This window comes from Proteiniclasticum sp. (genome assembly GCF_003514505.1).
In the GTDB taxonomy this organism is placed as follows: domain Bacteria; phylum Bacillota; class Clostridia; order Clostridiales; family Clostridiaceae; genus Proteiniclasticum.
This window is the reverse complement of record NZ_DOPX01000021.1, coordinates 1-23,428: the sequence shown is the minus strand read 5'-3', so window position 1 is coordinate 23,428 and position 23,428 is coordinate 1. Positions and strand designations below refer to the sequence as shown.

At 43.4% G+C, this 23,428-nt stretch carries 23 protein-coding genes, 2 tRNA genes and 1 rRNA gene; all 26 read right to left on the bottom strand.

Annotated features, from left to right (window positions below):
• Positions 1–297 precede the first annotated feature (297 nt).
• Positions 298–1,695, bottom strand: coding sequence for a cysteine--tRNA ligase (gene cysS, locus DEF30_RS07035; protein ID WP_294097630.1), 1,398 nt, complete (start codon positions 1,693–1,695; stop codon positions 298–300).
• Between the two features lie 34 nt (positions 1,696–1,729).
• Positions 1,730–3,187, bottom strand: a complete 1,458-nt coding sequence (locus DEF30_RS07030) for a YbaK/EbsC family protein (RefSeq protein WP_294097627.1) — start codon at positions 3,185–3,187, stop codon at positions 1,730–1,732.
• Between the two features lie 125 nt (positions 3,188–3,312).
• Entirely contained in the window at positions 3,313–3,642 is a 330-nt protein-coding gene (locus tag DEF30_RS07025; protein WP_294097625.1) for a hypothetical protein, read from the bottom strand.
• Between the two features lie 19 nt (positions 3,643–3,661).
• Positions 3,662–4,021, bottom strand: a complete 360-nt coding sequence (locus DEF30_RS07020; RefSeq protein ID WP_294097623.1) for a hypothetical protein — start codon at positions 4,019–4,021, stop codon at positions 3,662–3,664.
• A gap of 41 nt (positions 4,022–4,062) precedes the next feature.
• Positions 4,063–4,461: a dihydroxyacetone kinase phosphoryl donor subunit DhaM gene (gene dhaM / locus DEF30_RS07015; RefSeq protein WP_242943574.1), complete on the bottom strand. Its 399-nt coding sequence runs from the start codon at positions 4,459–4,461 to the stop codon at positions 4,063–4,065.
• A gap of 139 nt (positions 4,462–4,600) precedes the next feature.
• Positions 4,601–6,091, bottom strand: a complete 1,491-nt coding sequence (glpK, locus tag DEF30_RS07010) for a glycerol kinase GlpK (protein WP_294097618.1) — start codon at positions 6,089–6,091, stop codon at positions 4,601–4,603.
• A gap of 73 nt (positions 6,092–6,164) precedes the next feature.
• Positions 6,165–6,743: a glycerol-3-phosphate responsive antiterminator gene (locus DEF30_RS07005; protein ID WP_294097616.1), complete on the bottom strand. Its 579-nt coding sequence runs from the start codon at positions 6,741–6,743 to the stop codon at positions 6,165–6,167.
• Between the two features lie 239 nt (positions 6,744–6,982).
• A complete protein-coding gene (ispD, locus tag DEF30_RS07000; protein WP_294097614.1) occupies positions 6,983–7,681 on the bottom strand; it encodes a 2-C-methyl-D-erythritol 4-phosphate cytidylyltransferase in 699 nt (232 codons plus the stop codon).
• 1 nt (position 7,682) lies between these two features.
• The gene (locus DEF30_RS06995; protein ID WP_294097612.1) at positions 7,683–8,780 is read right to left on the bottom strand and encodes a PIN/TRAM domain-containing protein; all 1,098 of its coding nucleotides are present in this window, start codon (positions 8,778–8,780) and stop codon (positions 7,683–7,685) included.
• Positions 8,781–8,888: 108 nt separating this feature from the next.
• Positions 8,889–10,250, bottom strand: coding sequence for a DNA repair protein RadA (gene radA / locus DEF30_RS06990; protein ID WP_294097610.1), 1,362 nt, complete (start codon positions 10,248–10,250; stop codon positions 8,889–8,891).
• A 139-nt stretch (positions 10,251–10,389) separates the two neighbouring features.
• A complete protein-coding gene (locus DEF30_RS06985) occupies positions 10,390–12,915 on the bottom strand; it encodes an ATP-dependent Clp protease ATP-binding subunit (protein ID WP_294097608.1) in 2,526 nt (841 codons plus the stop codon).
• 23 nt (positions 12,916–12,938) lie between these two features.
• Positions 12,939–13,937, bottom strand: a complete 999-nt coding sequence (locus DEF30_RS06980) for a protein arginine kinase (protein ID WP_294097606.1) — start codon at positions 13,935–13,937, stop codon at positions 12,939–12,941.
• The gene (locus tag DEF30_RS06975) at positions 13,927–14,298 is read right to left on the bottom strand and encodes a UvrB/UvrC motif-containing protein (RefSeq protein ID WP_294097605.1); all 372 of its coding nucleotides are present in this window, start codon (positions 14,296–14,298) and stop codon (positions 13,927–13,929) included. Before DEF30_RS06975 ends, DEF30_RS06980 begins: the two co-directional genes overlap by 11 nt.
• A gap of 230 nt (positions 14,299–14,528) precedes the next feature.
• Positions 14,529–15,452: a stage 0 sporulation family protein gene (locus DEF30_RS06970; RefSeq protein WP_294097603.1), complete on the bottom strand. Its 924-nt coding sequence runs from the start codon at positions 15,450–15,452 to the stop codon at positions 14,529–14,531.
• A gap of 7 nt (positions 15,453–15,459) precedes the next feature.
• A complete protein-coding gene (locus DEF30_RS06965; RefSeq protein ID WP_294097602.1) occupies positions 15,460–16,491 on the bottom strand; it encodes an AAA family ATPase in 1,032 nt (343 codons plus the stop codon).
• A gap of 20 nt (positions 16,492–16,511) precedes the next feature.
• Entirely contained in the window at positions 16,512–16,841 is a 330-nt protein-coding gene (locus DEF30_RS06960; RefSeq protein ID WP_074913122.1) for a cyclic-di-AMP receptor, read from the bottom strand.
• Between the two features lie 62 nt (positions 16,842–16,903).
• On the bottom strand, positions 16,904–17,578 hold the full coding sequence (locus tag DEF30_RS06955; protein WP_294097595.1) for a deoxynucleoside kinase: 675 nt from the start codon (positions 17,576–17,578) through the stop codon (positions 16,904–16,906).
• Between the two features lie 89 nt (positions 17,579–17,667).
• Complete coding sequence (locus DEF30_RS06950; RefSeq protein WP_074913126.1) at positions 17,668–18,153, bottom strand: hypothetical protein; 486 nt, start codon at positions 18,151–18,153, stop codon at positions 17,668–17,670.
• A 293-nt stretch (positions 18,154–18,446) separates the two neighbouring features.
• Positions 18,447–19,643 carry a MalY/PatB family protein gene (locus DEF30_RS06945; protein ID WP_294097590.1) on the bottom strand — a complete coding sequence of 399 codons (1,197 nt, stop codon included), beginning with the start codon at positions 19,641–19,643 and terminating at the stop codon, positions 18,447–18,449.
• Positions 19,644–19,728: 85 nt separating this feature from the next.
• Positions 19,729–20,991 carry a sensor domain-containing diguanylate cyclase gene (locus DEF30_RS06940; protein WP_294097588.1) on the bottom strand — a complete coding sequence of 421 codons (1,263 nt, stop codon included), beginning with the start codon at positions 20,989–20,991 and terminating at the stop codon, positions 19,729–19,731.
• Between the two features lie 173 nt (positions 20,992–21,164).
• On the bottom strand, positions 21,165–22,073 hold the full coding sequence (locus DEF30_RS06935) for an AraC family transcriptional regulator (RefSeq protein ID WP_294097587.1): 909 nt from the start codon (positions 22,071–22,073) through the stop codon (positions 21,165–21,167).
• A gap of 73 nt (positions 22,074–22,146) precedes the next feature.
• The gene (locus DEF30_RS06930; RefSeq protein ID WP_294097586.1) at positions 22,147–22,560 is read right to left on the bottom strand and encodes a hypothetical protein; all 414 of its coding nucleotides are present in this window, start codon (positions 22,558–22,560) and stop codon (positions 22,147–22,149) included.
• Positions 22,541–22,759, bottom strand: coding sequence for a helix-turn-helix transcriptional regulator (locus DEF30_RS06925; RefSeq protein ID WP_294097584.1), 219 nt, complete (start codon positions 22,757–22,759; stop codon positions 22,541–22,543). Before DEF30_RS06925 ends, DEF30_RS06930 begins: the two co-directional genes overlap by 20 nt.
• 138 nt (positions 22,760–22,897) lie before the next feature.
• A tRNA-Cys gene (locus tag DEF30_RS06920) sits at positions 22,898–22,971 on the bottom strand.
• A 1-nt stretch (position 22,972) separates the two neighbouring features.
• Positions 22,973–23,048: transfer RNA gene (locus DEF30_RS06915), tRNA-Phe, on the bottom strand.
• A gap of 86 nt (positions 23,049–23,134) precedes the next feature.
• Positions 23,135–23,428: ribosomal RNA gene (locus DEF30_RS06910) — 23S ribosomal RNA — on the bottom strand; the annotation flags it as partial.

Sequence of the window (23,428 nt, the reverse complement as noted above, 5' to 3'; positions counted from 1 at the left end):
GTCCCTCCGTGTGTTTTATTGTTGTATTGACTACATCCCTATTCTAATACATTGTTAATCATCAGACAATACTTTTTATAAATCTTATTACATTTACAATTATTTCATAATTAACAATGAAAACAATTAGAATGAAGCCCGTGAATTGCGAAAATCGTTAAAAAATTGTGCGATTAATAAACACGAAATGCTATATCGTACTAAAATCGCACAATATCTAATGGTTTTCACCTTGCTTTTGTTAAAAAATGGGGTCATGACATTTTTGTCACGACCCCACATTTTGAAACAAAATTGTTAATTCTTTCTGCTCCATCTGACACCTGATGGGGTATCCTCCAGGATAATCCCTTCCGCTGCCAGATCATTTCTGATCTTGTCAGCCGTTGCAAAATCACGATTTTTACGGGCTTCATTCCTTTTTGCTATAAGTGCTTCAATCTCTTCTTCCAGTGTGCCGCCCACAGGATTCTGCAGGATTCCAAGCGGTGAGCCAAGATCTCTTAGGAGATCCATCGCAAAAGTGATCAAAGAGTTCGAAGAGTTTTCGTTAATCTTAATATTAACATCGCGGATCAGTTCAAAAATCACAGAGATGGCATCCGCTGTGTTGAAGTCATCATCCATTTTTTCTATAAATCTCTCCTTATAGGAAAGAAGAGAAGCTTTTACAGTTTCATCCTCAGGCTGCACGTCTTCCGATGCGGTGCTGAGATATCCATTCAGTCTTGTAAGTGCATTATACATTCTCTCAAGACTTGCCTTTGCTGAATCCAGAAGCTCTATGGTGAAATTGATCTGAGTTCTGTAATGTCCGGATATCATAAAGAGTCTCACTACTTCAGAATCATACTTCTCCAAAATCTCACGTGCGGTGAAGAAATTATTCAGCGACTTGCTCATCTTTCGGTTGTCTACATTAATAAAGGCTCCATGCAGCCAGTACTTGGCAAAGGTTTTTCCAGATCGGCCTTCACTCTGAGCTATCTCATTCTCATGATGAGGGAAAATAAGATCTGTACCTCCCGCATGAATATCAATGGTTTCACCAAGAAGATTCAGCGCCATGCAGGAGCACTCAATGTGCCAGCCAGGTCTTCCAAATCCCCAAGGACTTTTCCACGATGGTTCATAAGGCTTCACTTTCTTCCATAGCGCAAAGTCCATAGGATCTTTCTTCCGCTCATCCACTTCAACTCTGGAACCAGACTGCAAGTCATCAAGGTTCTGTCCAGAGAGCTTACCGTAGCCAGCAAAGCTCTTGGTGGAGTAATAGACATCCCCATCCACTTCATAAGCAAGCCCTTTCTCAATGAGTTCAGAGATAAACGCAATCATTTCTTCAATATACTCTGTTGCTCTAGGATTGACTGTAGCACGTTTGATCTTAAGTTTGTCCGCATCCTGGTAATATTCCATGATATAACGGTCCCCAAGCTCTTTCACTGTGGTATCCGTGTCTTGGGCTTTTTTGATCATCTTGTCATCTATATCCGTAAAATTCTGCACAAAGTTCACTTCATAACCTTTATACTCCAGATACTTCCTGATGGTATCAAAGATGATGAAGGTTCTTGCATTACCAATATGGAACAGATTGTATACGGTAGGTCCGCAGACATACATCCTGACCTTTCCTTCTTCTATCGGTACAAATTCTTCTTTTTGTCTTGTAAGGGTATTATAAACCTTCATGACCTTCCTCCTGTATTACTTACTTTGTTAACCACTATTCTATCACTTCAGTGTTCCTAATTTCCACTAGATTCTGAAGTCCTTTGTCAAGTAGATTACCATTTCTATCTTTCACATCAAAGGTTCCGTCTTTAGACACCAGTATTCTATAAGGGATACCTAGGAGATCATAGTCACTGAACTTACTGCCCAGCCTGTCTTTTCTGAAATCTTTCAGAACACGGAGGCCCCACAGTTTTAACTCTTCATACATTTCTTCCGCTTTTTCCCTTGGTTTATCCACTCTAGGGTCTATGAGCGTGATGACCAGTGAGAAAGGCGCTTGAGCTTTGGATAAGTCAAACCCCTTTTCATCTTTAGACTCTTCCAGCAGCGCATAGTTCATCCGGTCGAGGTTCAGGTATAAGCTGGTGAGAGGTTCATAGCTGTAACCACCTTCTTTGTTCTGCACCCTGATCTTTTCATCATGAACTCTTACGCTGCCCAATAGCCACCCTTTGAACGATTCTTCGCTCTCAGTGAGATGATAAAAGTACCCAGAAAAATCTCTACCATAATATACTCCCTGGATATGATGATCTGTTCTGTTGGCTCCAGTAATATAAGCTTTTTCCTTTTGCACTGAGTAATCAATGAGTATCTTATCCGCCTTAAGCCCAATAGGTCCTGCAAATCCAGCTTCTGCTCCAGTTTGTTCAAGAACCTTCTCTTTGGAGAGCGGCTTCAGGATATCCTCTTTCAGAGAGAGCACGTGACCAACCTTCTTGAGGTCCACCTCTTTGTTTCCCTCTGTCAGGACTGCATACACCTTATCCCCATCTGTAAAGAGCATTGTTTTCAGGATATCTGTCATCTGACACTGAAAAAACTGAACCAGGTCTTCCACGGTTTTCACCCCCGGGGTTTCAACAGTTCTTCTCTGTATTTCTTTGATGTCTGTCCTTGGAACGTATTCCTTCTCTATGAATTCTGGTGAAACAAAAACACGAGGTGCTTCTTCATGTTCATAGTAAAACATGTCTCCCTCTACTCTAAATGGAATCTCAAGAAGGGATAATACTTCCTTTCCTCTCTGCAAACATTCTGTTTTTTCTTCCCCCAGAACACTGGCAAGAAGAACTCTCTGATGATTGTTCTTCCAAATAGACACATAATATCCATCCTGAAGCTGTGCATTCTCCTTGGTCATCATTCGGTAAGGAAGATCCTTGTATGATGTCACCCGGTCTGAAGCATACTGATGTGCGGCATCCATGAGCCCCTTTAAATTTCCAATCCCCGAAGAATAGTACTCTGAAAATCCTTGTTTTCTAAGCACACTTTCAATCTTCTCCTGAAAAACACTTTCTTCCAAAAGTCCAAAAGGTGTTTTATAAAGTACATCCTTCACTCGAAACTGCATTCCAGCCCTCTCCATAAGATAGGCAAGATCTTTCCCATCCTTGGTGCTGTCTTCCTTTTTTGTGCGTATATTCATCTGTTCAAAATCCATCGTTCTTCCTCATTTCATCCGATTCTTACCTTATTATAGCGAAATAGCTGCTCTCTGAGAACCTTTCGGCAAAAAATGAAAGAGGATGCACACTGTGCATCCTCAATAAATACCTAATTAAAATTTTATAGGAAGCTTGAAAGAACAAATCCGCCGATGATACCGCCAAGGATACCAGCAAGGATAGTAGTTGCGTTGATCTTCTTGCCAGCAAATACGTCTGCAAAGAAGAGTCCTGTAGCTGCAGCCCAAGCCATATCGATCCAAGCTGTACCTGACTGATATACCATTCCAAGACCATGGTTCAGTGCCCACATGGTTCCAACGATAAATGCAGCTGCCATCCAGCCACCGATTGGGCCAAAGGCTTCAACCAGTTTTCCCCACATCATGGCGATCAGGAATGGGAACATAAATCCGCCTACAATTGTTGTAATGATGTTACCGAAATCCATTATTTATACCTCCTATCCCTTACTTCGCTTTGTTGAATGCATTAATAGCCAAACCAGCTAATAAAGCACCGACTGTGAGAAGACCGATGGTTGGCAGGGAGCTCACGAGTCTGCCTAAGTCAAATGCGTTGTCTCCAGTACCGAATACGTCTCTCATGATACCAACCCAAGCAATACCCCAAGCCATATCAACAAATGCATGGTCTCCAGGATTGTCAATAAGTCCGATATAGTGGTTCAGGAACCACATTGGTCCGATGATTGCTACAGCTGCAAACCAGCCACCAAGATTTCCGTAAGCTCCTGCCCAGTCGCCCCAAATGCTCATAACGAACATACCAGCAATGGTAAAACCTACTGTGCTCTTTACAAATTTCATAGTATATCTCCTCTCATTTTGTGTTTTTTAGTTGCGATGAACTAAAATTTGCTTAATTTGGTCAATTGGACTTCCCCGAGGACAGCATCCACATCATCACTGACCATGGACTGCACGCCTGCCACAAATGCACCTTCAACGATGGGGGCATCTACCAGAATGCACTTTTCCTTGAGATCTTCATCCACAAGATCCAGCGCGATTTCCGAGCTCATGATTGAACTTCCGATATCTGTAAATATCAAAATACGATTGCATCCAGATAGTTCATTGATGGCATCCACAATCTTGTCCGCGCTGGTCCCAAGTCTTCCATCAGTGGTCCCACCACAGGAAATTATAGGCACTGCGTCCTTCGTCATTTCTACCACCAGGTCTTTAATTCCATCGGTGATTTTCTCACTATGGGATACTAGAATAAGACCGATCATACTCTTCATGCTCCTTCCTTATCTGCTGCTTCTACGGCATTCATCCGCCAAGCCTGTAATTCTATGGTTCTTTCTTCGAGTCATTATTCATTCTCACTATGCCGCAAGCGGCATAGTGAGAAGATTAATGTCAGATGTTACCTGTTTCCTATTTGTTTTCCCAATCCAGAGATCTGCCAACTGCTTTCTGCCATCCAGCATATAAAGCGTCACGGTCTTCTCCAGCCATCTTAGGATTGTATTCTCCATCAACAGCCCACTTGGTCTTAACTTCATCTTCGTTAGCCCAGAATCCAACAGCAAGACCTGCAAGATATGCAGCACCAAGAGCTGTAGTTTCAGCAATAACTGGACGAAGAACAGATCTGTCAAGAATGTCAGCCTGGAACTGCATCAGGAAGTTATTAACAGAAGCTCCACCGTCAACCTTCAGGTTCTGAAGCTCGATGCCAGCATCTTTTTCCATAGCAACCAGAACGTCCTTTGTCTGATAAGCAATAGCTTCCAGAGCTGCTCTGATGATATGATATCTGTTTGCTCCTCTTGTAAGTCCAAGGATTGCTCCTCTAGCATACTGATCCCAATGTGGTGCGCCAAGTCCAACGAACGCTGGAACTACATAAACGCCTGCATTGTCCTTCACCTTTGTAGCGAAGTATTCGGAGTCCTTTGAATCGTAGATAAGTTTCAGTTCGTCTCTGATCCACTGGATTACAGCACCACCAACGAAGATGGAACCTTCAAGAGCATACTGAACCTTGTCATGGGATGTAGCAGCGATGGTTGTAACCAGTCCGTTGTTGGACAGTTTCATTTCTTCACCGATGTTTACAAGCAGGAAGCATCCTGTTCCGTATGTGTTCTTTGCTTCACCAGGTAAGAAACAGGTCTGGCCATAAAGAGCAGCCTGCTGGTCTCCAGCGATACCGGAAATCGGAATCATAACTCCATTGATATTTGTTTCGCCATAAACTTCAGAAGACTTCTTAACTTCTGGAAGCATGGATGCTGGAATGTTCAGTTCAGCCAGAAGCTTCTCGTCCCACTTCAGTTCTTTGATATTATAAACCATAGTTCTGGATGCATTGGTGTAGTCTGTTGCATGAACTCTTCCTTCTGTAAGTTTCCAGAGCAGCCATGTGTCAACTGTTCCGAAAAGAAGATCTCCAGCTTCAGCCTTTTCACGAGCACCTTCCACGTTGTCAAGAATCCACTTGATCTTTGTTCCAGAGAAGTAAGCATCGATCTGAAGACCGGTGTTTTCTCTTACATAGTCAGCCATTCCTTCTTTTGCTCTCAGTTCGTCGCAGATGTTGGATGTTCTTCTACACTGCCACACGATGGCATTGTAAACAGGAATTCCTGTGTTCTTATCCCAAACCACAGTTGTTTCTCTCTGGTTTGTGATACCAATGGCAGCAACTTCGTCAGCTCTGATACCAGCCTGAGCCATTGCTTCATTGAGGACACCATACTGTGAGGACCAGATTTCCATTGGATTATGCTCTACCCAACCCTGCTTAGGATAAATCTGGGTAAATTCCTTCTGAGCAACGCCAACGATGTTCTGCTCTTTGTCGAAAATGATGGTTCTGGAACTGGTGGTTCCTTGGTCAAGTGCGATAACGTACTTTTTCATTTTGTACCCCCCTGGTATTTTTTTATTTTTGTATATATAAAAAGCTACAAACTTAATAAGCTTGTAGCTTTCTCTATAACTCTACTACAAATTTCCACAAACTCTTATTAGTTGTTGAAATTGCTGATGCTCCCGAATCGAGAGCTGTATATGTGTCATTCTGATCTTCGATGAGACCACCTGCAATGATGGGAATCTCCGTAAAATTAGAAATCTTTTTGATGACTTTGGGAATGACTCCGGGAAGAATTTCAAATGCATCTGCATAGGCATACTCCATATGTTTCTTTGCTTTTTCCATTGCCATGGAATCCAGCATGAAGAACCTTTGCACAGTTATGAGTCCCATCTCATTACCGGCTTTGATGACATTTGATTTGGTGGATATGATTCCATCTGCCTCTGTAAAGTCCCGAATGTACTTTGCAGAAATCTCTTTCGTATCCAGACCTTCAATGAGATCCATATGAACAAAGACAAGTTTCCCACAAAGTTTTGCTTTCTTGACAATATTCGGCAAGTTAATAATATCCCCAAAAAGGATGAAGATAATTTGAATTTCTGACTGACATGCATCTTCCAGGCCGTGGATGTCTTTAGCGGCCGCTATGACGGGATACTTTTTCAGTATCTGCTTCAACTCACTCCGCATAAGTTCCTCCAACCTCCTGAGACGTTCTAAGCTTGTAGAACTGCTCATGTAACCCTTTACGGTTATTTTAACACTAATCGCGAAAGAAGTCGAATAGATTTTCTATAATATCGTTAACATTTTATGAATAAATTAACACAACCCTAATTTTATTGGCAGTATGATATCACCAAAACAATTGAACGCCAATGAAGAACACCATATACTTCCGTATATGGTGCACCTCAAAAAAATATTCATTATTTACAGCTTTCTATCTCTCTGTTAGCAAGAATTGCTGCTGCTAACAGAAGATCTTCCGGTGTTGTGACCTTCAGGTTCTCATAGGATCCTTCATAAAGATAAACAGAACCATAAAACGCCTCATACACTGCAGTATCATCTGTTACCTGGCTGTCAATCTCCTGAATTCTTTTATGTCCTGACAGGATCTCCTTTGTGAAAAAACACTGGGGCGTCTGAATCAGCCTATATTTTTCACGTTCCAGAGTCCCTGTGGAAAACCCGTCCTCCCCCACAGACTTCACGGTATCTTTCAGCGCTACAGAACAGGCAGCAGCGCCATATTTTCCGGAATATTCTATCCCGTCTTCAATGATTTTCTTAGAAACCAGCGGTCTTACCCCGTCATGAATAAGAACTACAGATTCCGGATCCAGTTCGTAGGCTTTTTCCAGACCATTCCTGACAGAAGAGAACCTCTCTTCTCCCGCTTCGACGATATAAAGAGGTTTTCTTGGTGTATATCCCAGCTCCTTGAAATACTCGATGAAGTCCTTGCCAAGAACAAGCACCAGTGCCTCCAAAGAGTCCACTTCATCAAATGCCATCAGCGTTCTTATAAGAATCGGCACTCCTTGAACGGGAAGAAACTGCTTTGGTACCTCAGATCCCATACGGAGACCTTTGCCTCCAGATACAATCAGCCCTATGACCATCCTAGTCCACCTTGGGCTTTGCGAAAATCATTCGTCCCGCCGCTGTCTGAAGCACTGAAGTGACAATCACAAAAAGTGTATCTCCTACGTACCTCTTACCGTCTTCCACAACAATCATGGTCCCGTCATCCAGATAACCTATGCCCTGGTTCTGCTCTTTACCTACCTTTGAAATGAGAAGACTCATTTCCTCTCCGGGAAGAAGCATTGGTTTCACCGCATTGGCCAGCTCATTGATGTTCAGCACGGGCACTCTCTGGAACTCTGCCACTTTATTGAGATTATAATCATTGGTGACCACTTGGCCTTTAATCTCTGTAGCCAGTTTCAGGAGCTTTGAATCCACTTCCTGTATGTCCTTGTAGTCTTTCTCCCAGATTTCCACTTCAATATCCAGTTCATTCTGGATTTTATTCAGAATATCCAGGCCCCTCCGACCCCTGTTTCTTTTAAGAGAGTCAGAAGAATCCGCGATATGTCTCAGCTCCTCCAGCACATAAAACGGAATGATGAGCTTCCCTTCCACAAATCCAGTCTTACAGATATCGTAGATTCTGCCGTCAATGATGACAGAAGTATCCAAGACTTTTGGTGTGCCCACCATGACCTGTTTTTCTGTCTTCTCTTTAGGTGTATGCCCTTTCACTCTCAGACCACTGAAGAAATTCAGTATTTCCTCTTTTTTCTTAAGGGCAATATTGGCACCAAGCATGGCTGCAGCAATATTGAGAAGCACAGTCACAAGTCCTCCGAACCCCGGCCAGGCGTTGGCGATGGGCATGGTCAGGAAAAAGGTGATCACAAGAAAAATAATGGCACCTACCGCCCCAAAAAGAATCTCTGTGACTGACATCCCGGAGAGGTTTTTTTCAATGATCTTGTTAGTCTTTATCAGCAGTTTGTAAATGGAAGATGATAATAAGAAAAAAATAAGTGCGAATAAAAGTATGGTTACTGCAAAAAGACCAATGGTGAAAGGAAGACCTTTCGTAAAGCTCAAATCATCCAGATAAGGGATGAGTAGAATTCCTGTTGCTGTGGCATATCCCAGTACAGCACCCACTAAAGTGACAATTCCTCTTACTAAATTTCGTATCACATCTGCACCTCCTTCAAAATAATACGTTCCAAATTGATATTCCCACTGGAACAAATGGGTAGTTTCATTATAAACATATTTTCTTAACTTTTACACAAAAAAGCAAACTTAGAATATTTTATTCACAGCTTCTTTTAAAGTTTCCACAGGAATGAGATGAATGTTCTTGATTTTGATCTTTTCCATGTTCCTGGATGGAATCATGAAATACTCAAATCCCATTTTCACCCCTTCGCCAATGAGTCTTTCCACATGATTCACAGGACGTATTTCTCCTGTGAGTCCAATCTCTCCTATGGCCATGAGCCTGTCGTATTTGATGTCCCTTCCTTTTGCGCTGGAAACCAAGGACAGAGCAAGCCCCAAATCCTGAGACGTTCCCTCCACACTGAGTCCTCCTACCACATTGACATAAACATCGCTGGCATAAAATGGAATCTTCAGCTTTTTCTCGAGAACCGCAAGAATCATGTTCAGTCTTGGAAGTTCAATCCCAAGGGCTGATCTTCTTGGCATCACCGCTTTGGTTTCCGCCACAAGAGACTGCACCTGGACAAGCAGTGGCCTTGTGCCTTCCATGATTCCGATGACCATGGACCCTTCTTTAGCTCCACGATGATCCTCCAAGAAAATACGTGAAGGATCATAAACCTCCACAAGTCCTTCCGCTGCCATCTCAAAGACCCCAATCTCTGATGTGGTGCCGAAACGGTTCTTCATGGTTCGAAGCACTCTAATTTCTTCCGTTCTTTCGCCTTCAAAATAAAGGACTGAGTCCACCATATGTTCCAGAACTCTCGGTCCTGCCAGTTCTCCCTGTTTCGTCACATGAGCTACAATGAACAGGGGAATACCCATGAGTTTTCCGATTCTCATAAGAGAATTGGCACACTCACGCACCTGAGAGACAGATCCTGGCGCTGACGTCACCTTCTCTGTATATACAGTCTGAATGGAGTCGATGATCACGAAGGCTGGTTTCAGGTCTCTGATGTGTCCTTCGATGACTTCCATGGATGTCTCAGAAACGATAAAAAGCTTCTCTGCAGTGGCTGAAAGCCTGTCTCCCCGAATCTTGATCTGCTCCTCGGATTCCTCTCCAGATACGTAGAGCACGGTGCCATAGCGCTTCGCGATTTCATGAGCGCACTGAAGAAGAAGTGTTGATTTTCCAATGCCTGGATCTCCAGAGATCAGCGTCAGAGAACCTTTCACAAGCCCTCCTCCCAGAACCCGATTCAGCTCTGAAATACCGGTATCAAAGCGTTCCTTGTCCCCGGACAGGATTTCAGTGATGGGTTTTGGAGCGCTCTGACTGGAAATCCCCTCCACTCTCGTCTGCTTAGGAAGCATAGCCTCCTCTTGGAATGTATTCCACTCAAGGCAGTCGGGACATTTCCCCAGCCATTTTGCGGATACGGAGCCACAGCTCTGGCATACATACTGGGTTTTTGATTTTGTCTTTGCCATATTTTTTCCTCACACTTAAAAAATAACCCATAATCAGCTGATCTAGTATCTATACTGATTATGGGTTCATTCTATCTTATGAAACTTAATACTTCATGAAACTCCCATGAAAACTATGAAAAAGATTCTGGAGAATGAGTTACTGGTTGTCCGATTCTTCATTCTTTTGTGCTTCTTCTTCCATCTCACGGTTGATTCCGGTTCTTTTTTCCACTCGGACTTCCCGTGCTCCTGTTTTCTTAAAGACGAGCTTTCCGTCCTCCACATTCACGAGCACTTCGTCACCCTTCTGGATGAGGCCCTTCAGCATTTCTTCTGAAAGAGTATCTTCCAGCTCTTTTGTGATGGCTCTTCTCAGAGGCCTTGCACCATAGGCTGTATCAAATCCGCTCTTTGTCATGAACGCAGTGGTCTCATCAGAGAAAGAAAGATAGATCTCCCTCTCTGCAATTCTTCTGCTCACTTCATCCAGCATCAGCCTGGTGATCTTGTCTAAGTCTTCACTGGAGAGGCTGTGGAAGACAATGGTGTCATCGATTCTATTGAGAAACTCCGGCCGGAAAGAACGTTTCAGCTCTTCCATGATATTTTCTTTCATGCGGTCATACTCTTCTGAACTGGCATCCTGAGCGATGCTGAATCCTACCGTCTTCTGCTTCTTGATGGTGGATGCTCCCACATTGGATGTCATGATGATGATGGTGTTTTTAAAGTTTACGGTCTTTCCTTTTCCATCGGTGAGTCTTCCATCTTCCAGAATCTGCAGCAGCACATTGAACACATCCGGATGGGCTTTTTCGATTTCATCAAAGAGCACCACGGAATAAGGATTTCTTCTTACAGCTTCTGTCAGCTGGCCTCCCTCGTCGTAGCCCACATATCCCGGAGGAGATCCGATGAGTCTCGACACTGTATGTTTTTCCATGTACTCTGACATATCTACGCGGATCATGGATTTCTCGGAACCGAACATGGCAACCGCCAGAGCTTTCGAAAGCTCTGTCTTACCCACACCGGTTGGCCCCAGGAATATAAAGGAACCAATGGGTCTGTTGGGATCTTTCAGCCCCACTCTTGCACGCCTAACCGCTCTTGAGATGGAACTTACCGCCTCTTCCTGCCCAATGACACGCTCATGGAGGATCTTCTCCAGATTGAGCAGCTTGTCTGATTCACTTTCTGTTAGCTTCTTCACTGGCACCTTAGTCCATCTGGATACCACCTGCGCGATATCCTCTTCTCCCACCACAAGGTCGGCACTGCCGATGGCTCCTGTCTTCCACTTGTTCTTGGTATCCTCCAGGGTTTTTCTCACTTCATTTTCTTTATCTCTCAGTTTTGCCGCTTTCTCGTAGTCCTGCAGAGAAACCGCTTCTTCCTTCTCTTTCTTAATGTTTTTCAGCTCTTCCTCAATCTTCTTGATATCAGGTGGTGCTGTGAGGTTCTGGATCCTCACTTTCGCTGCAGCCTCATCCATAAGGTCGATGGCTTTATCCGGCAGGAATCTGTCGGTGATATAGCGGTCCGAAAGCTCCACAGCAGCATCCAGCGCTTCATCGGTGATCTTGATTCTGTGATGCGCTTCATACTTATCCCGAAGGCCTTTCAGAATCAGCTTTGCCTCTTCTTTTGTAGGCTCTCCCACATGAACCGGCTGGAATCTTCTTTCCAGTGCACTGTCTTTTTCAAAATGTTTTCTATACTCATCGATGGTAGTAGCGCCAATGGCTTGGATTTCTCCTCTCGCAAGAGCAGGCTTCAGAATATTCGCCGCATCGATGGCTCCCTCTGCACCCCCTGCACCAATGATGGTATGGATCTCATCTATGAAGAGAATCACATTTTTCGCACTCTTGATTTCATTCAGTACATTTTTTAGTCTTTCTTCAAACTCTCCACGGTATTTTGCACCAGCAAGCATCTGAGAAATATCAAGAGAAACCACTCTCTTGTCCTTCAGAAGCTCCGGAATATTCCCTTTCACAATCCTCTGGGCAAGACCTTCTGCAATGGCAGTCTTACCAACCCCAGGGTCTCCAATGAGCACAGGATTGTTTTTGGTTCTTCTGGAAAGTATTTCAAGAATTCTCTCTGTTTCATCTCCTCTTCCAATGACAGGATCCAGCTTTCCATCCCGCGCCATTTCCGTCAGATCCTTGCCGAACTGATCCAGCGCTTTGGTCTCCACCCGGTCCTGGCCTCTTGTCTCAGGTTCCTGACTCTGGTTTTGGTTGCTGAAGCTTTTGATGATCTCATTCTTCAGTTTTGTGATGTCTATGCCCTGACTCTCAATCATGGAATAGGCAACTCCCTCTTCTTCAGAGAGAATAGCCAGAAGCATATGCTCCGGACTGATGTAATTTTGGCCCAGGTTTCTCGCTTCTTTAAAGCTGTTGTCCAAAAGACGCTTGGTTCTTGGTGTCAGAGCAAACTGACCTGAACCCGAAAACATCCCATTTCCTGTACCTAAGGTTTCTTCAATCATTGACTGGATGACTTCCTTTGTGAGACCTGCTTCATGCAGAAGATTGCTTCCTGCGCCTTCGACGCTGGCAATCCCAAATAAAATATGTTCTGTTCCAATATACCCATGCTGCAGTCGCTGTGATTCTTTTTGCGCATGCATCAGGGTTGCTTTTGCCCGTTCTGTAAACCGTTCAAACATTCTAAACGCATCCTCCTCTAACTCTAAAATATACTACGAATGATCTTCGCTCTGTTGATGTCACGTTCTTTATCATTGAGCTCGATTCCATAAGCTCTCTTCATCATACCCGGCTGAGTATTGATGATGAGTGAATCTATAAGCTCCATATCCACATCCTTCAGCACTTCCGTCTCTACGCCCATACGGACGAGGGACAGGTGGTACAGCGCTTCCTTGGATGTCATGAGTCTTGCATTCATAAGTGTCCCCAGACTCCTGTAAATCTTATCTTCCATTTCTAAAGAAAATTCATTTAAAAGCTTTCTTTGATGGTCCTGCTCCTCATCCAGGAGCTTGTCGATGGTGTCCCTCAGGTTGTAGAGAATATCTTCCTCTTTCATCCCTAAAGTCACCTCATTGGAAATCTGGTAAATATTCCCTTCCGCCTGGGAGCCTTCTCCATAAATGCCCCGGATGGTCATCCCCATCTGAGCCAGAGCCTGAGAAACATAACCAATGCGGTCTGTCAGGGTGAACCCCGGCAGATGGAGCATCACAGATGCCCGCATGGCGGTGCCAAGATTTGTGGGACAGGCTGTGATATAACCCAGATTGTAATCAAAGGCAAAATTCAGTTTCTCGCTGAGAAGATCATCAATCTTTGATGCCTTTTCATACAAAGCGGACAGATTCAGATCTCTGCCCATGACCTGGAGTCTGATATGGTCCTCCTCATTGATCATGAGGCTGACGTCCTCCTCTTTATCTATAATGTAAGCAGAAATATCGCTGTTGTTGATGAGCTTCGCGCTGACCAGATGTTTTTCAAAAGCCACCAGTAGTTCTGTTCTTCCAAGTTCCCACATACGATGGGTGTCATAACTTTCTTCCATGGCTTTGCTCACATAAAAAGCCTCTTCCACTGCTTTTACCAGCATCCTTGCCCGTTCACTCTCCAGTCTGTGAGGGAACGGTACCAGCTTCAGATTTCTAGCCAGGCGCACTCTGCTTCGTAAAACAAGGGATTCTTTAGGTAGCATTTTCCTCACCTGCCTCAAATATCTTTTTCAGTTCCTGAATTTCATCGCGAACCTTTGCTGCCTCTTCAAAATTTTCTTCCTGTATGAGTTCCTTCAGACGAAGCTTCAGCTCATCCACTTTTCTTCTGCTGACCACTTCTTGGGAAGCATTCTTTGGAATCTTCCCTGTGTGCACAAGTCCTCCCTGAACTCTTTTGATGGTGGGGATCAATGATTTTGAAAAATGTTCGTAACAGTAGCTGCATCCTAAAAGCCCACTTCTCTGGAAATCCTGAAAAGTGATATGACATTTCGGACATCGGTCCATTTCCATCTTACTGCTCTCCACCATGTCAAATAGAGACCCAAAAAAACTATCCATCGACATGATCCCACCTCCGTTTCATTGTAATATTACTAGTTCGTACAATTAAATTATATCAAATTTAATTCATAAAGGAAAGTACTGAACCTAAGCTTCCTTATTTCTTCCTCATCATTATTTCATATAGTTATGAACAAATCTTGAAAGCTTACATCCACTGTAGCGAAATTTCCTTAAAAAAACACAAAAGGCAACACACCTAACACATAGGGCGTTACCTTCAGTCTTTACCGTTCTTTCTTTCTGATTCTCTCTTTTGGAATCTTGGCATTGGCAGTCAGTTCCACATACTCTTCCTCATCCGGTTCTGAGACCACTTCTTCCTTTGGATTCTCATACTCTCCCTTCAGAAGGGTCACCTCTTTGATTGGGAAGCTCTCAATGATTTCCTCATCCTGCAGGTTGATTCTGACATTTACAGATTCTTTCACCACATTGTTTCCGATGACATCCCCTTTTCCCTTTGGCGTCTTCACATAAGAGCCAACCTTTGGAAGGCGCTGACGGATTTCCTCGTAGGCTTCCTGCTCATAGCTCAGACAGCACATGAGTCTGCCGCAGATCCCGGAGATCTTCGTTGGGTTCAGAGACAGATTCTGCTCTTTCGCCATCTTGATGGATACAGAGTTGAAGTCTCCCAGCCAAGTGGAGCAGCAGAGGCTTCTTCCACACATGCCGATGCCACCAAGCATCTTTGCCTCATCTCTTACACCAATCTGACGCAGCTCTATTCTTGTTCTGAAAATGGTGGCCAGATCTTTTACCAGCTCTCTGAAATCTATTCTGCCGTCTGCAGTGAAGTAAAAAATAATTTTTGAACCATCAAATGTATATTCCACGTCCACAAGCTTCATCTGCAGCTTATGGTCCACGATTTTCTTCTCACATACCGAAAAAGCTTCCTTTTCCTTTTCCCGATTGCCCAAATGCTTTCTGATATCCTCTTCAGTGGCCACGCGGATGACAGGTTTCAAAGGCGAGAAAATCTCTTTCTCACTGATTTCTCTGATGCCAACAACACACTGACCAAACTCAATACCTCTGGCTGTCTCTACAATTACTGCAGCGTCTTTTTCTACGGTATACTGAAGCGGGTCAAAATAATAAATCTTCCCGGCTTTCTTGAACCGCACCCCTATTACTTTTATCATTTACTGTTTAAACCTCCGCTAATCTCAAAAGCAAACTGCTTAAGACGGTTTCTTTGTTGATGTTGACACCCAATCCAATGTATTTTCTCAGTTCATAGAATACCTCAAGATACTTTTCCAAGGTCCTGAAGGTCAGATCCGTGGAGAGAGATTCCACTTCCCCTTTGAGCGAGTCCAGAAGGAACACTTCTTCATCCAGGGATTTCTTCTTGAGAATTGCGTTTACTGCATAGATGAAATCATCAAAGACTTGAATCAGATCCATTTCTGTGAAGATCTCCAGCGCTGCGAGCACTTCATGATAACTGGGTGTCCGCATCTTTTTTCGGTCTGAAAGCTTTCTCAAAAGAAGAAAACTTTGACTGAGACCTTCATCTCTTAATCCAGCCAGAACAATTTCTTCGGCTTTTCCAGGGATCCCCCGGGCACAGGAGATGACTTTCTTTTTCTCTTCTGCTGTGAGCGTGAGACTTCTTTGTGGCTCAACCTTTCCCTTCTTCCCTGACAGAGACAGTTTCAGACTTTCTTCCTCAAATCGTTTCTTCTCCTTTTCATTGAAGGAGGGAATATATTCCGTAAGAAATGCGTCCATCTCCCCATCATCCATGGGAAGCAGCTTATGCAGATGGCATCTGGATCTTATGGTTTCTGCCATGAACATCTCATTTTCTGCCAGAAGAAAGAAAAAGACACCGGGCATTGGTTCCTCAATGGTCTTCAGAAGAGCATTCTGGGCTTCCTGCCCAATTCTGTCCGCTTCATAAAAGATAATGACTTTCTTGTATCCTTCGTAGGGTTTCAGAGACGCTTCCAGAACAACCTCCCGCACCTGATTCACGGTGATGATGGATTTCTCCGGACGCACCCTGACAATGTCCACTGAATCCCTGTTGCCAAAACCCAGGATCTCTCTGGCTACCGTTTCTGCCAAAAGGGATTTCCCGATTCCGTCAGGGCCAGCCAAAATATGAGCATGAGAAAGGGTATCGTTTTTAATGGCTTTTAGAAACCTCTCTCTAAGTTTAAAAAATCCAATCAAAACCAATACCCTCCGCTTCTTTAAATCTTGATGAAATTATCCACATCGAGCACAAAAATCGTTGCTCCGCCTACTTCGATATCCACTGGATATGGCACATAGACACCTGTCGTGGTGGATAGAGGTGATGGATTGGTAACCACCTGATGTCTTGTCTTACAGGTTTCTTCGATGATTCCGAGCACCGCATCCACCTTGTCCGCTTCTATACCGATCATGAGTGTGGTGTTTCCGGACTTCAGAAAACCGCCTGTGGTCGCAAGCTTTGTTACTCTGTATCCTTTTTCATTTAAGAGGTCAATGACATCGATGGCATCTTCATCATTGACAATGGCAATAATCAGTTTCATATTGAACACCTCCAATTGTTACATTTCATTATACTATAAATACATTGAAAATGAAACGCAGGCTAGAGTTTGTCCACTGCTGCAAGATAAATATCCCTGAAAATATCTTCCTTACTGCGCAGAAGGTTCCCCTCCACACAGCTGATCTTTGTCCAGCCGTACTTGTCTGCCACATAATGGGCATTCAGGTAGCTTGTCTCCAGATGCCTTATATCTGCTTCATGGATGTCTTTTTGACTTTCCCCGGTGATCTTGTTCTTTCTTTCCTTTGTCATCTCCATGGTCACTTCAGGCGGCACATCCAGAAAGAACACCAAATCTGGAACCGGAATCTTATACATCTCAAATTCCAGCTGGTAAAGCCAGGATAAAAATGCATCTCTCTCTTCTATATCATCAATCTTAGATGCCTGATGAACCATATTGGCTGTGGTGTACCGGTCAGCAATGACAATCCCTCCGGACTCATAAAAGCTTTTCCACTTGGTCGTAAAAGATGCATAACGGTCTGCAGCAAAAAAACTGGACGCCACATACGCTGAAACATCCTCCGGATTCTTTCCAAAGTCTCCTCGAAGATACATCTTTACCAAGGATGAACTTTCAGACTGATAATCCGGAAAATCCACTTTCATCACTTTGAGCCCTTTATTCAGGAGGGTTCTGTACAGCTTCTCGGACTGGGTCTGCTTCCCTGAGCCGTCCACACCCTCAATGACAATCAGTTTACCTTTCATTCTCTCTTCCTTCTTCTTTCATTTATTGATTCACGTATTTATTATAACGGTATCCGCAAAAAGAAGCCATGAAAAAAGACATCATATCGCTATGATGTCTGACGTCCCGATTTTATTTTATTCAGCATGGATGGGCTTGGACTGAAGTAGAAGGACTTGGATCCGCCCTCTGCCTGATACTCGCAAAGACAGCCCTTCCGCACAACATTCTTGCAGTAATTTTTTCGGATCAGCCCCATAAGATTGGTTTTGTGGCTTTTCACATGGAGATTCTTGATTTCATGAAGCTTCACCTTAGCCACCAGTTCATTCTTCTCACCGGTCATTCGGTGAATGATCAGTTCATCTCCAATGATGCTGTATCTGTAGGTTTCCCTGCCTTTTAATATCACGGCATAGCCAGCCAAAAGAAACACCAGGGTCAGAAAAAGATCCAGTATGGTAGAGACCTCAGGGTCCCATCCCATTTCACTCACATAATAAGAAACAGATAGAAGTGACAGCCCGAATACCATGAGAAGGATCAGCAGCGGCGCAATATTTCTTTCTACCTTTTCGTTGTATATACAACCCATAACTTTATAATTCCTCCAGGCGCTCATATTCTTAACTTAGCCTTAAGCGCTCAATCACATTAGTTATTATACAGGGTTCTAGAATAAATGCGACCATATTGGGAACCTGAAATCCCTGACATATCACGTTATTAGGTGACCAGATCGTTTCTTCAGGAACTACCCTCATGAATCTTCATTTTTCTCTCGTTTTCTCTTCTTTTTACCCTTATGCATAGAATTATTCATCGCGATCATGAATGGAATGATCTCCTTTTCAAAAGGAATCGGTTACACCTTTGAGCCACCCTGACTTATATTTTTACAGAGTTTATCGCTTCTGTCATTCTATTGAGAGCTTCCTTCAGCACAGGCTTAGGACAGGCAATATTGATTCTCTCGTAGCCTTCCCCTTCTTCTCCGAAAAAGTATCCTTCATCGAGAAACACCAGAGCTTCCTTATGAAGAAGCTTCTCCAGCTGATCTTTGGAAAGTCCAAGGGATCTGAGATCCAGCCACTGAAGATAGGTTCCCTCTAGATCATATACTTTAATCTGCGGATGATGCTTTGCCATATGCTCTTTTACCAGAAGATGGTTTTCATAAATCACCTCTATGAGCTCCTCCAGCCAGTCCTCTGATTCATCGTAAGCAGCTCTGCAGGCCACATAACCAAGAGCATTGAGATTCATCACAGCGGTCTTGGACATTTCTTCAAGAAATCTCTTCTTATACTCCCTGTTGCAGATGATCACATTAGACGTATGCATACCGGCAAGATTAAAAGTTTTGCTGGGTGCAGTCAAGGTAATGGTATTCTCTCTGGTCCAGTCATTCAATGAGGCAAAGACCGTGTGCTCATGCCCAGGCATCACAAGATCAAAATGAATCTCATCAGACACCACAAGAAGATTGTTCTCTTCGCAAATTTCCGCCACTTTTTCCAGTTCTTCTTTTTCCCAGACTCTTCCCACGGGATTATGAGGACTGCAGAAAAGCAGCATGGTGTTTCTGGGGTCCCTTGCCTTCTCTCTCAAATCGTCATAGTCAATCCTATATCGGCCTTCCACATCCTTCAGTGAGCTCTTCACAAGGGTTCTCCCATTTTTCTCCACTGCACTGTAGAAGGGATAGTAGACCGGAGACAATACGATGACTCCCTCTTCAGGCTTCGTAAAAGCTGAGACTGCCATGTAAAACGCTCCCACGACACCTGGGGTCCCTACAATGGACTTTTCTCTGATTTCCCAATTGTGGCGGCGCTTCATCCAGGACACCACTGAAGTATTGTATTCCTTTGTAGGACCTGTATAACCAAGAACATGCTCCTCCACATAGGTCTTCAAAGCCTCCACAATGGCTGGAGGCGTCTTGAACTCCATATCCGCCACCGAAAGGGGAATTATTTTCTTTTCTCTTGCCATTTTATTCCATTTGATCATCTGATCATATTTGAAGGAACCTGTATCAAAACGGTTGACCAACGTTTCAAAATCATAACGACGCGTCAAAACAAACACTCCTTTTAACAATAACTTTTTTTGATTATACCACAGAACCATAGAAGCATTCCTTAAGCGCAAAAGAAGTCCTCCGCTAAGAAGACTTCCTGCATTTATTGATTTTATGAATTCTTTTGTCCTCATACATATATCCATCTGCTTTTTTCAGCACTTCAAACAGATCCTCTTCCGGGTCATGGGATATGAAGTAGCCCATGGCTATGGTGACAGGATAAGCCTCTTTGCTGTACTCTTCCAAAAGTTCTTCCAGTCTCAGCTTCATCTGCTTCAGGATTTCCTCCTCAATCAGAGGAAGGACCACCATGAACTCATCTCCACCCATTCTAAAGATCAAAGAGTCTGCAGGAAACACATGCCTGAATATATCCGATACCTTCACAAGAAGGCGATCCCCTTCATCATGTCCATAGGTGTCGTTCACCAGTTTCAGATCATTCACATCCATGGTGATGATCCCCAGTGGATGGTTCTTCTCTGCTTTCACCTCATCTCTCACTTTCTCCAGATAATGTCTGTTGAAGAGCTTTGTCAGCTGGTCCCGATAACTGAGAAACTCAATCTCTTGCTGTTTCTTGATAAAAATAGAAATATCTCTCGCAACCCCTGCTATTCCGGTGATTTCTCCATTTTCCAGTATAGGGGAGGCATTGGTTTCAAACACGCAGTATGTGCCATCTGCTCTTTTAAAGCGATAATCCGACAGTGATTCATGGTCTCTGCTGTATTTCACTTTATCCAAAAACTCAAGAAGGAGCTTTTTATCCTCAGGATGAATATACGATTCTACAGAAGTGCCAATGGACTCTTCTAGAGAATACCCCAGCAGTCCTTCCCAAGCATTGGACAAAAAGGTAAGATTGCCTTTTAAGTCCATTTTATAGATGATATCTTTGGTGTTCTCCATAATCTGGCTCAATAGTCTTTCACGGGCTTCCAGTTTCAGCTGAAGAAGCTTCGATTCTGTGATATCCATATGAACACCCATGGCAATGAGTGGCGAGCCCTCTGTGTCATACTCCACAATCTTTCCGCTGTCCAGAAGATAAACCCAGTGACCCTTTTTATGCTTCATGCGGATTTCCAGATGATATCTGGAAACTTCTCCCCTGTGAAGTCGCTGAAACTCTTCTTTGGATCTCTCCACATCCTCAGGATGAGCAAGACTGTTCCAGGTAAGGATACTGATTGGATGAAGCTCTTCGAGAGTATATCCTACCATGTCTGCCCAGCGCTCATTGATGCTCAGCTCCCCGGTCTGAAGGTTCAGAATCCAGGTAGCTGCATGAATGGCATTCACCAGAATATTCGTATCAAAATCCAATGTACTATTTACCATGACCCCTTTTCACCACCTGAAACACTATAAAAATATTATATCTTTTCTTATTAGCAAATACAAAATAAACACGATAGTCAGTTTATTGTATACATTTGTAAGCCCAGAAAGGAAATCCGCATAAAAAAAAGAATGAAAAAGCAAGATTTTTTCCTGCTCTTTCATCTCAACTACTATTTCAGAAGACTTCTGACCGGTCTTCCTTCTATATAACCTCTAAAACCCTGTGGTTCCAATTGAAACCTTGGTCCATCTTCATCAGCATAAGTAAATCCGTAAAGCTTCGGATCATAATCATTCATAACTTTCCAAAGATCCTCAATGGCTTCCCCGAACTTTTCATCCTCATAGGGTTCTCCTTGGAAAATCATCATTTTACACGGAGGAAGAGTTATGACATCAAATCCCTCAGGGACTTCCCCTTGATAGTCCATAGGAACTTCTACCCCCTGCACATACTGGGAAGTTCCTTCTGCGATGAGGTGTTTTGGAAGCCAGAATCCTGCTGGCTCAAAAAGCGCTTCGGAGATGGATGACAGTATACCCCACACATCACATCCTACCTCTTCACAATACTCAAAATAGTGAGTTGCCTTGATGCCTCTTAGCAGTATCAGCTTTCTTTCAGGTCTTTCCACCACTTGCACAAACACAGTACTGGCTTTTCTTTCTTTCTCCATTTTTAGGTCTCCTTTCTGAATCATCAGGTAGTAGTCACGGATCCTGGTGGGCATAAAGAGCTTTACCGGTTTTTTCTCTTTACTGTACCTTTTGGGGGAGATTCCAAACTCCTTCGAAAAAGCTCTGGTGAATCCCTCATGGGTATCAAACACAAAATCAAATGCCACATCCACTACCTTTTCACCACCATCTCGTAATACCATGGCAGCCTTGCTGAGTCTTAGGGCTCTTACGTATTCAAATGGTGTCTTTCCTAAAAGCTCCTTGAATATCTTCGCAGCATGCCAAGGTGAATATCCAGCCGCATCTGCCAGATTCTTCAGTGTGATTGGCTCGTGCAGGTGAGTTTCCACATAATCCTGCATTTTCTGTACCGCATTGATCTTATCCCATCGTTCCATGACTTCCTCCTTGCTAAAAGGATATCCTAATTTACACTTATATTCTTGACCTGGATTGCTATGATTTTTTCTGTTACATCCGCTTTGATATCAAACGGAATATTATGTAATACATCAGAAGCATTACTCCAGCAAATATTGCAGCTCCAAAAGAAAGATAGAACTTTCCTTGAATTTCACCAATCACCATAACTCCGAAAACAAGAATTAGTGTTCCTAAGAAACTATACTGAGAAGCAACACCTTGAATCATACTGTTTCTCTCATCCTTAGATAGAATCTTTTCCAATGTTTTCAACTTGGGGTTTTTTCTAAAAATCACTATGGTGGATATTACGTGACCTATGGCCGCTCCAGCTGCTTTTGCAAAAAATGTTCCCACATTACTGTCTCCTCCATTGATCACATACACACTACTCCCAACAAAAAAACCAAGCACTGTCCAAAATGTAATTAATAAATACTTGTTACGTAGTTTCCTTTCCATTCTCTTCCTCCTCATAAATAAAGATCTCTTCAATACTACAGCTGAACACCTTCGCGATTCTGAAAGCCAATAAGATAGACGGATTGTACTTTCCATTTTCCAGTGAACTGATGGTCTGTCTGGAGACCTCCAGAAGTTCTGCCAGTTCTTCCTGCCGTAATCCCCGCTTTTTTCTCAGTTCTTCAAGACGGTTTTTCATATTTTTCTCCTTTGTAAAGCTTCCTTTACATAAACAGTACTATTAATTCTTTATTGTGTCAAGTTTCCTTTACAAAACAATTTCATATTTAAAGCACAAAAAACTCCTGGATGATTTTCTCATTCAGGAGTTTTTTAATGGAGGCGCCACCCGGATTTGAACCGGGGGTGAAAGTTTTGCAGACTTCTGCCTTACCACTTGGCTATGGCGCCATGGTGGCTTCACTCGGAATCGAACCAAGGACACGTAGATTTTCAGTCTACTGCTCTACCAACTGAGCTATGAAGCCAAAACGCGGAACACAGTACTATTATATACCATATTCTTTGAAAACTACATACAGAGACTGTAAAGAATTAGAGTTTTTTCTTTTTTTTGATTAAGCCCTCGATCTATTAGTATGAGTAAGCTGAATACATTACTGCACTTACACCTCTCACCTATCAACCTTGTGTTCTTCAAGGGATCTTACTGACTTACGTCATGGGAAATCTTATCTTAGGGTAGGCTTCACGCTTAGATGCTTTCAGCGTTTATCCTGTCCCAACTTAGCTACCCAGCTATGCTCCTGGCGGAACAACTGGTGCACCAGAGGTTGGTCCATCCCGGTCCTCTCGTACTAAGGACAGCTCCCTTCAAATTTCCTACGCCCGCGACGGATAGGGACCG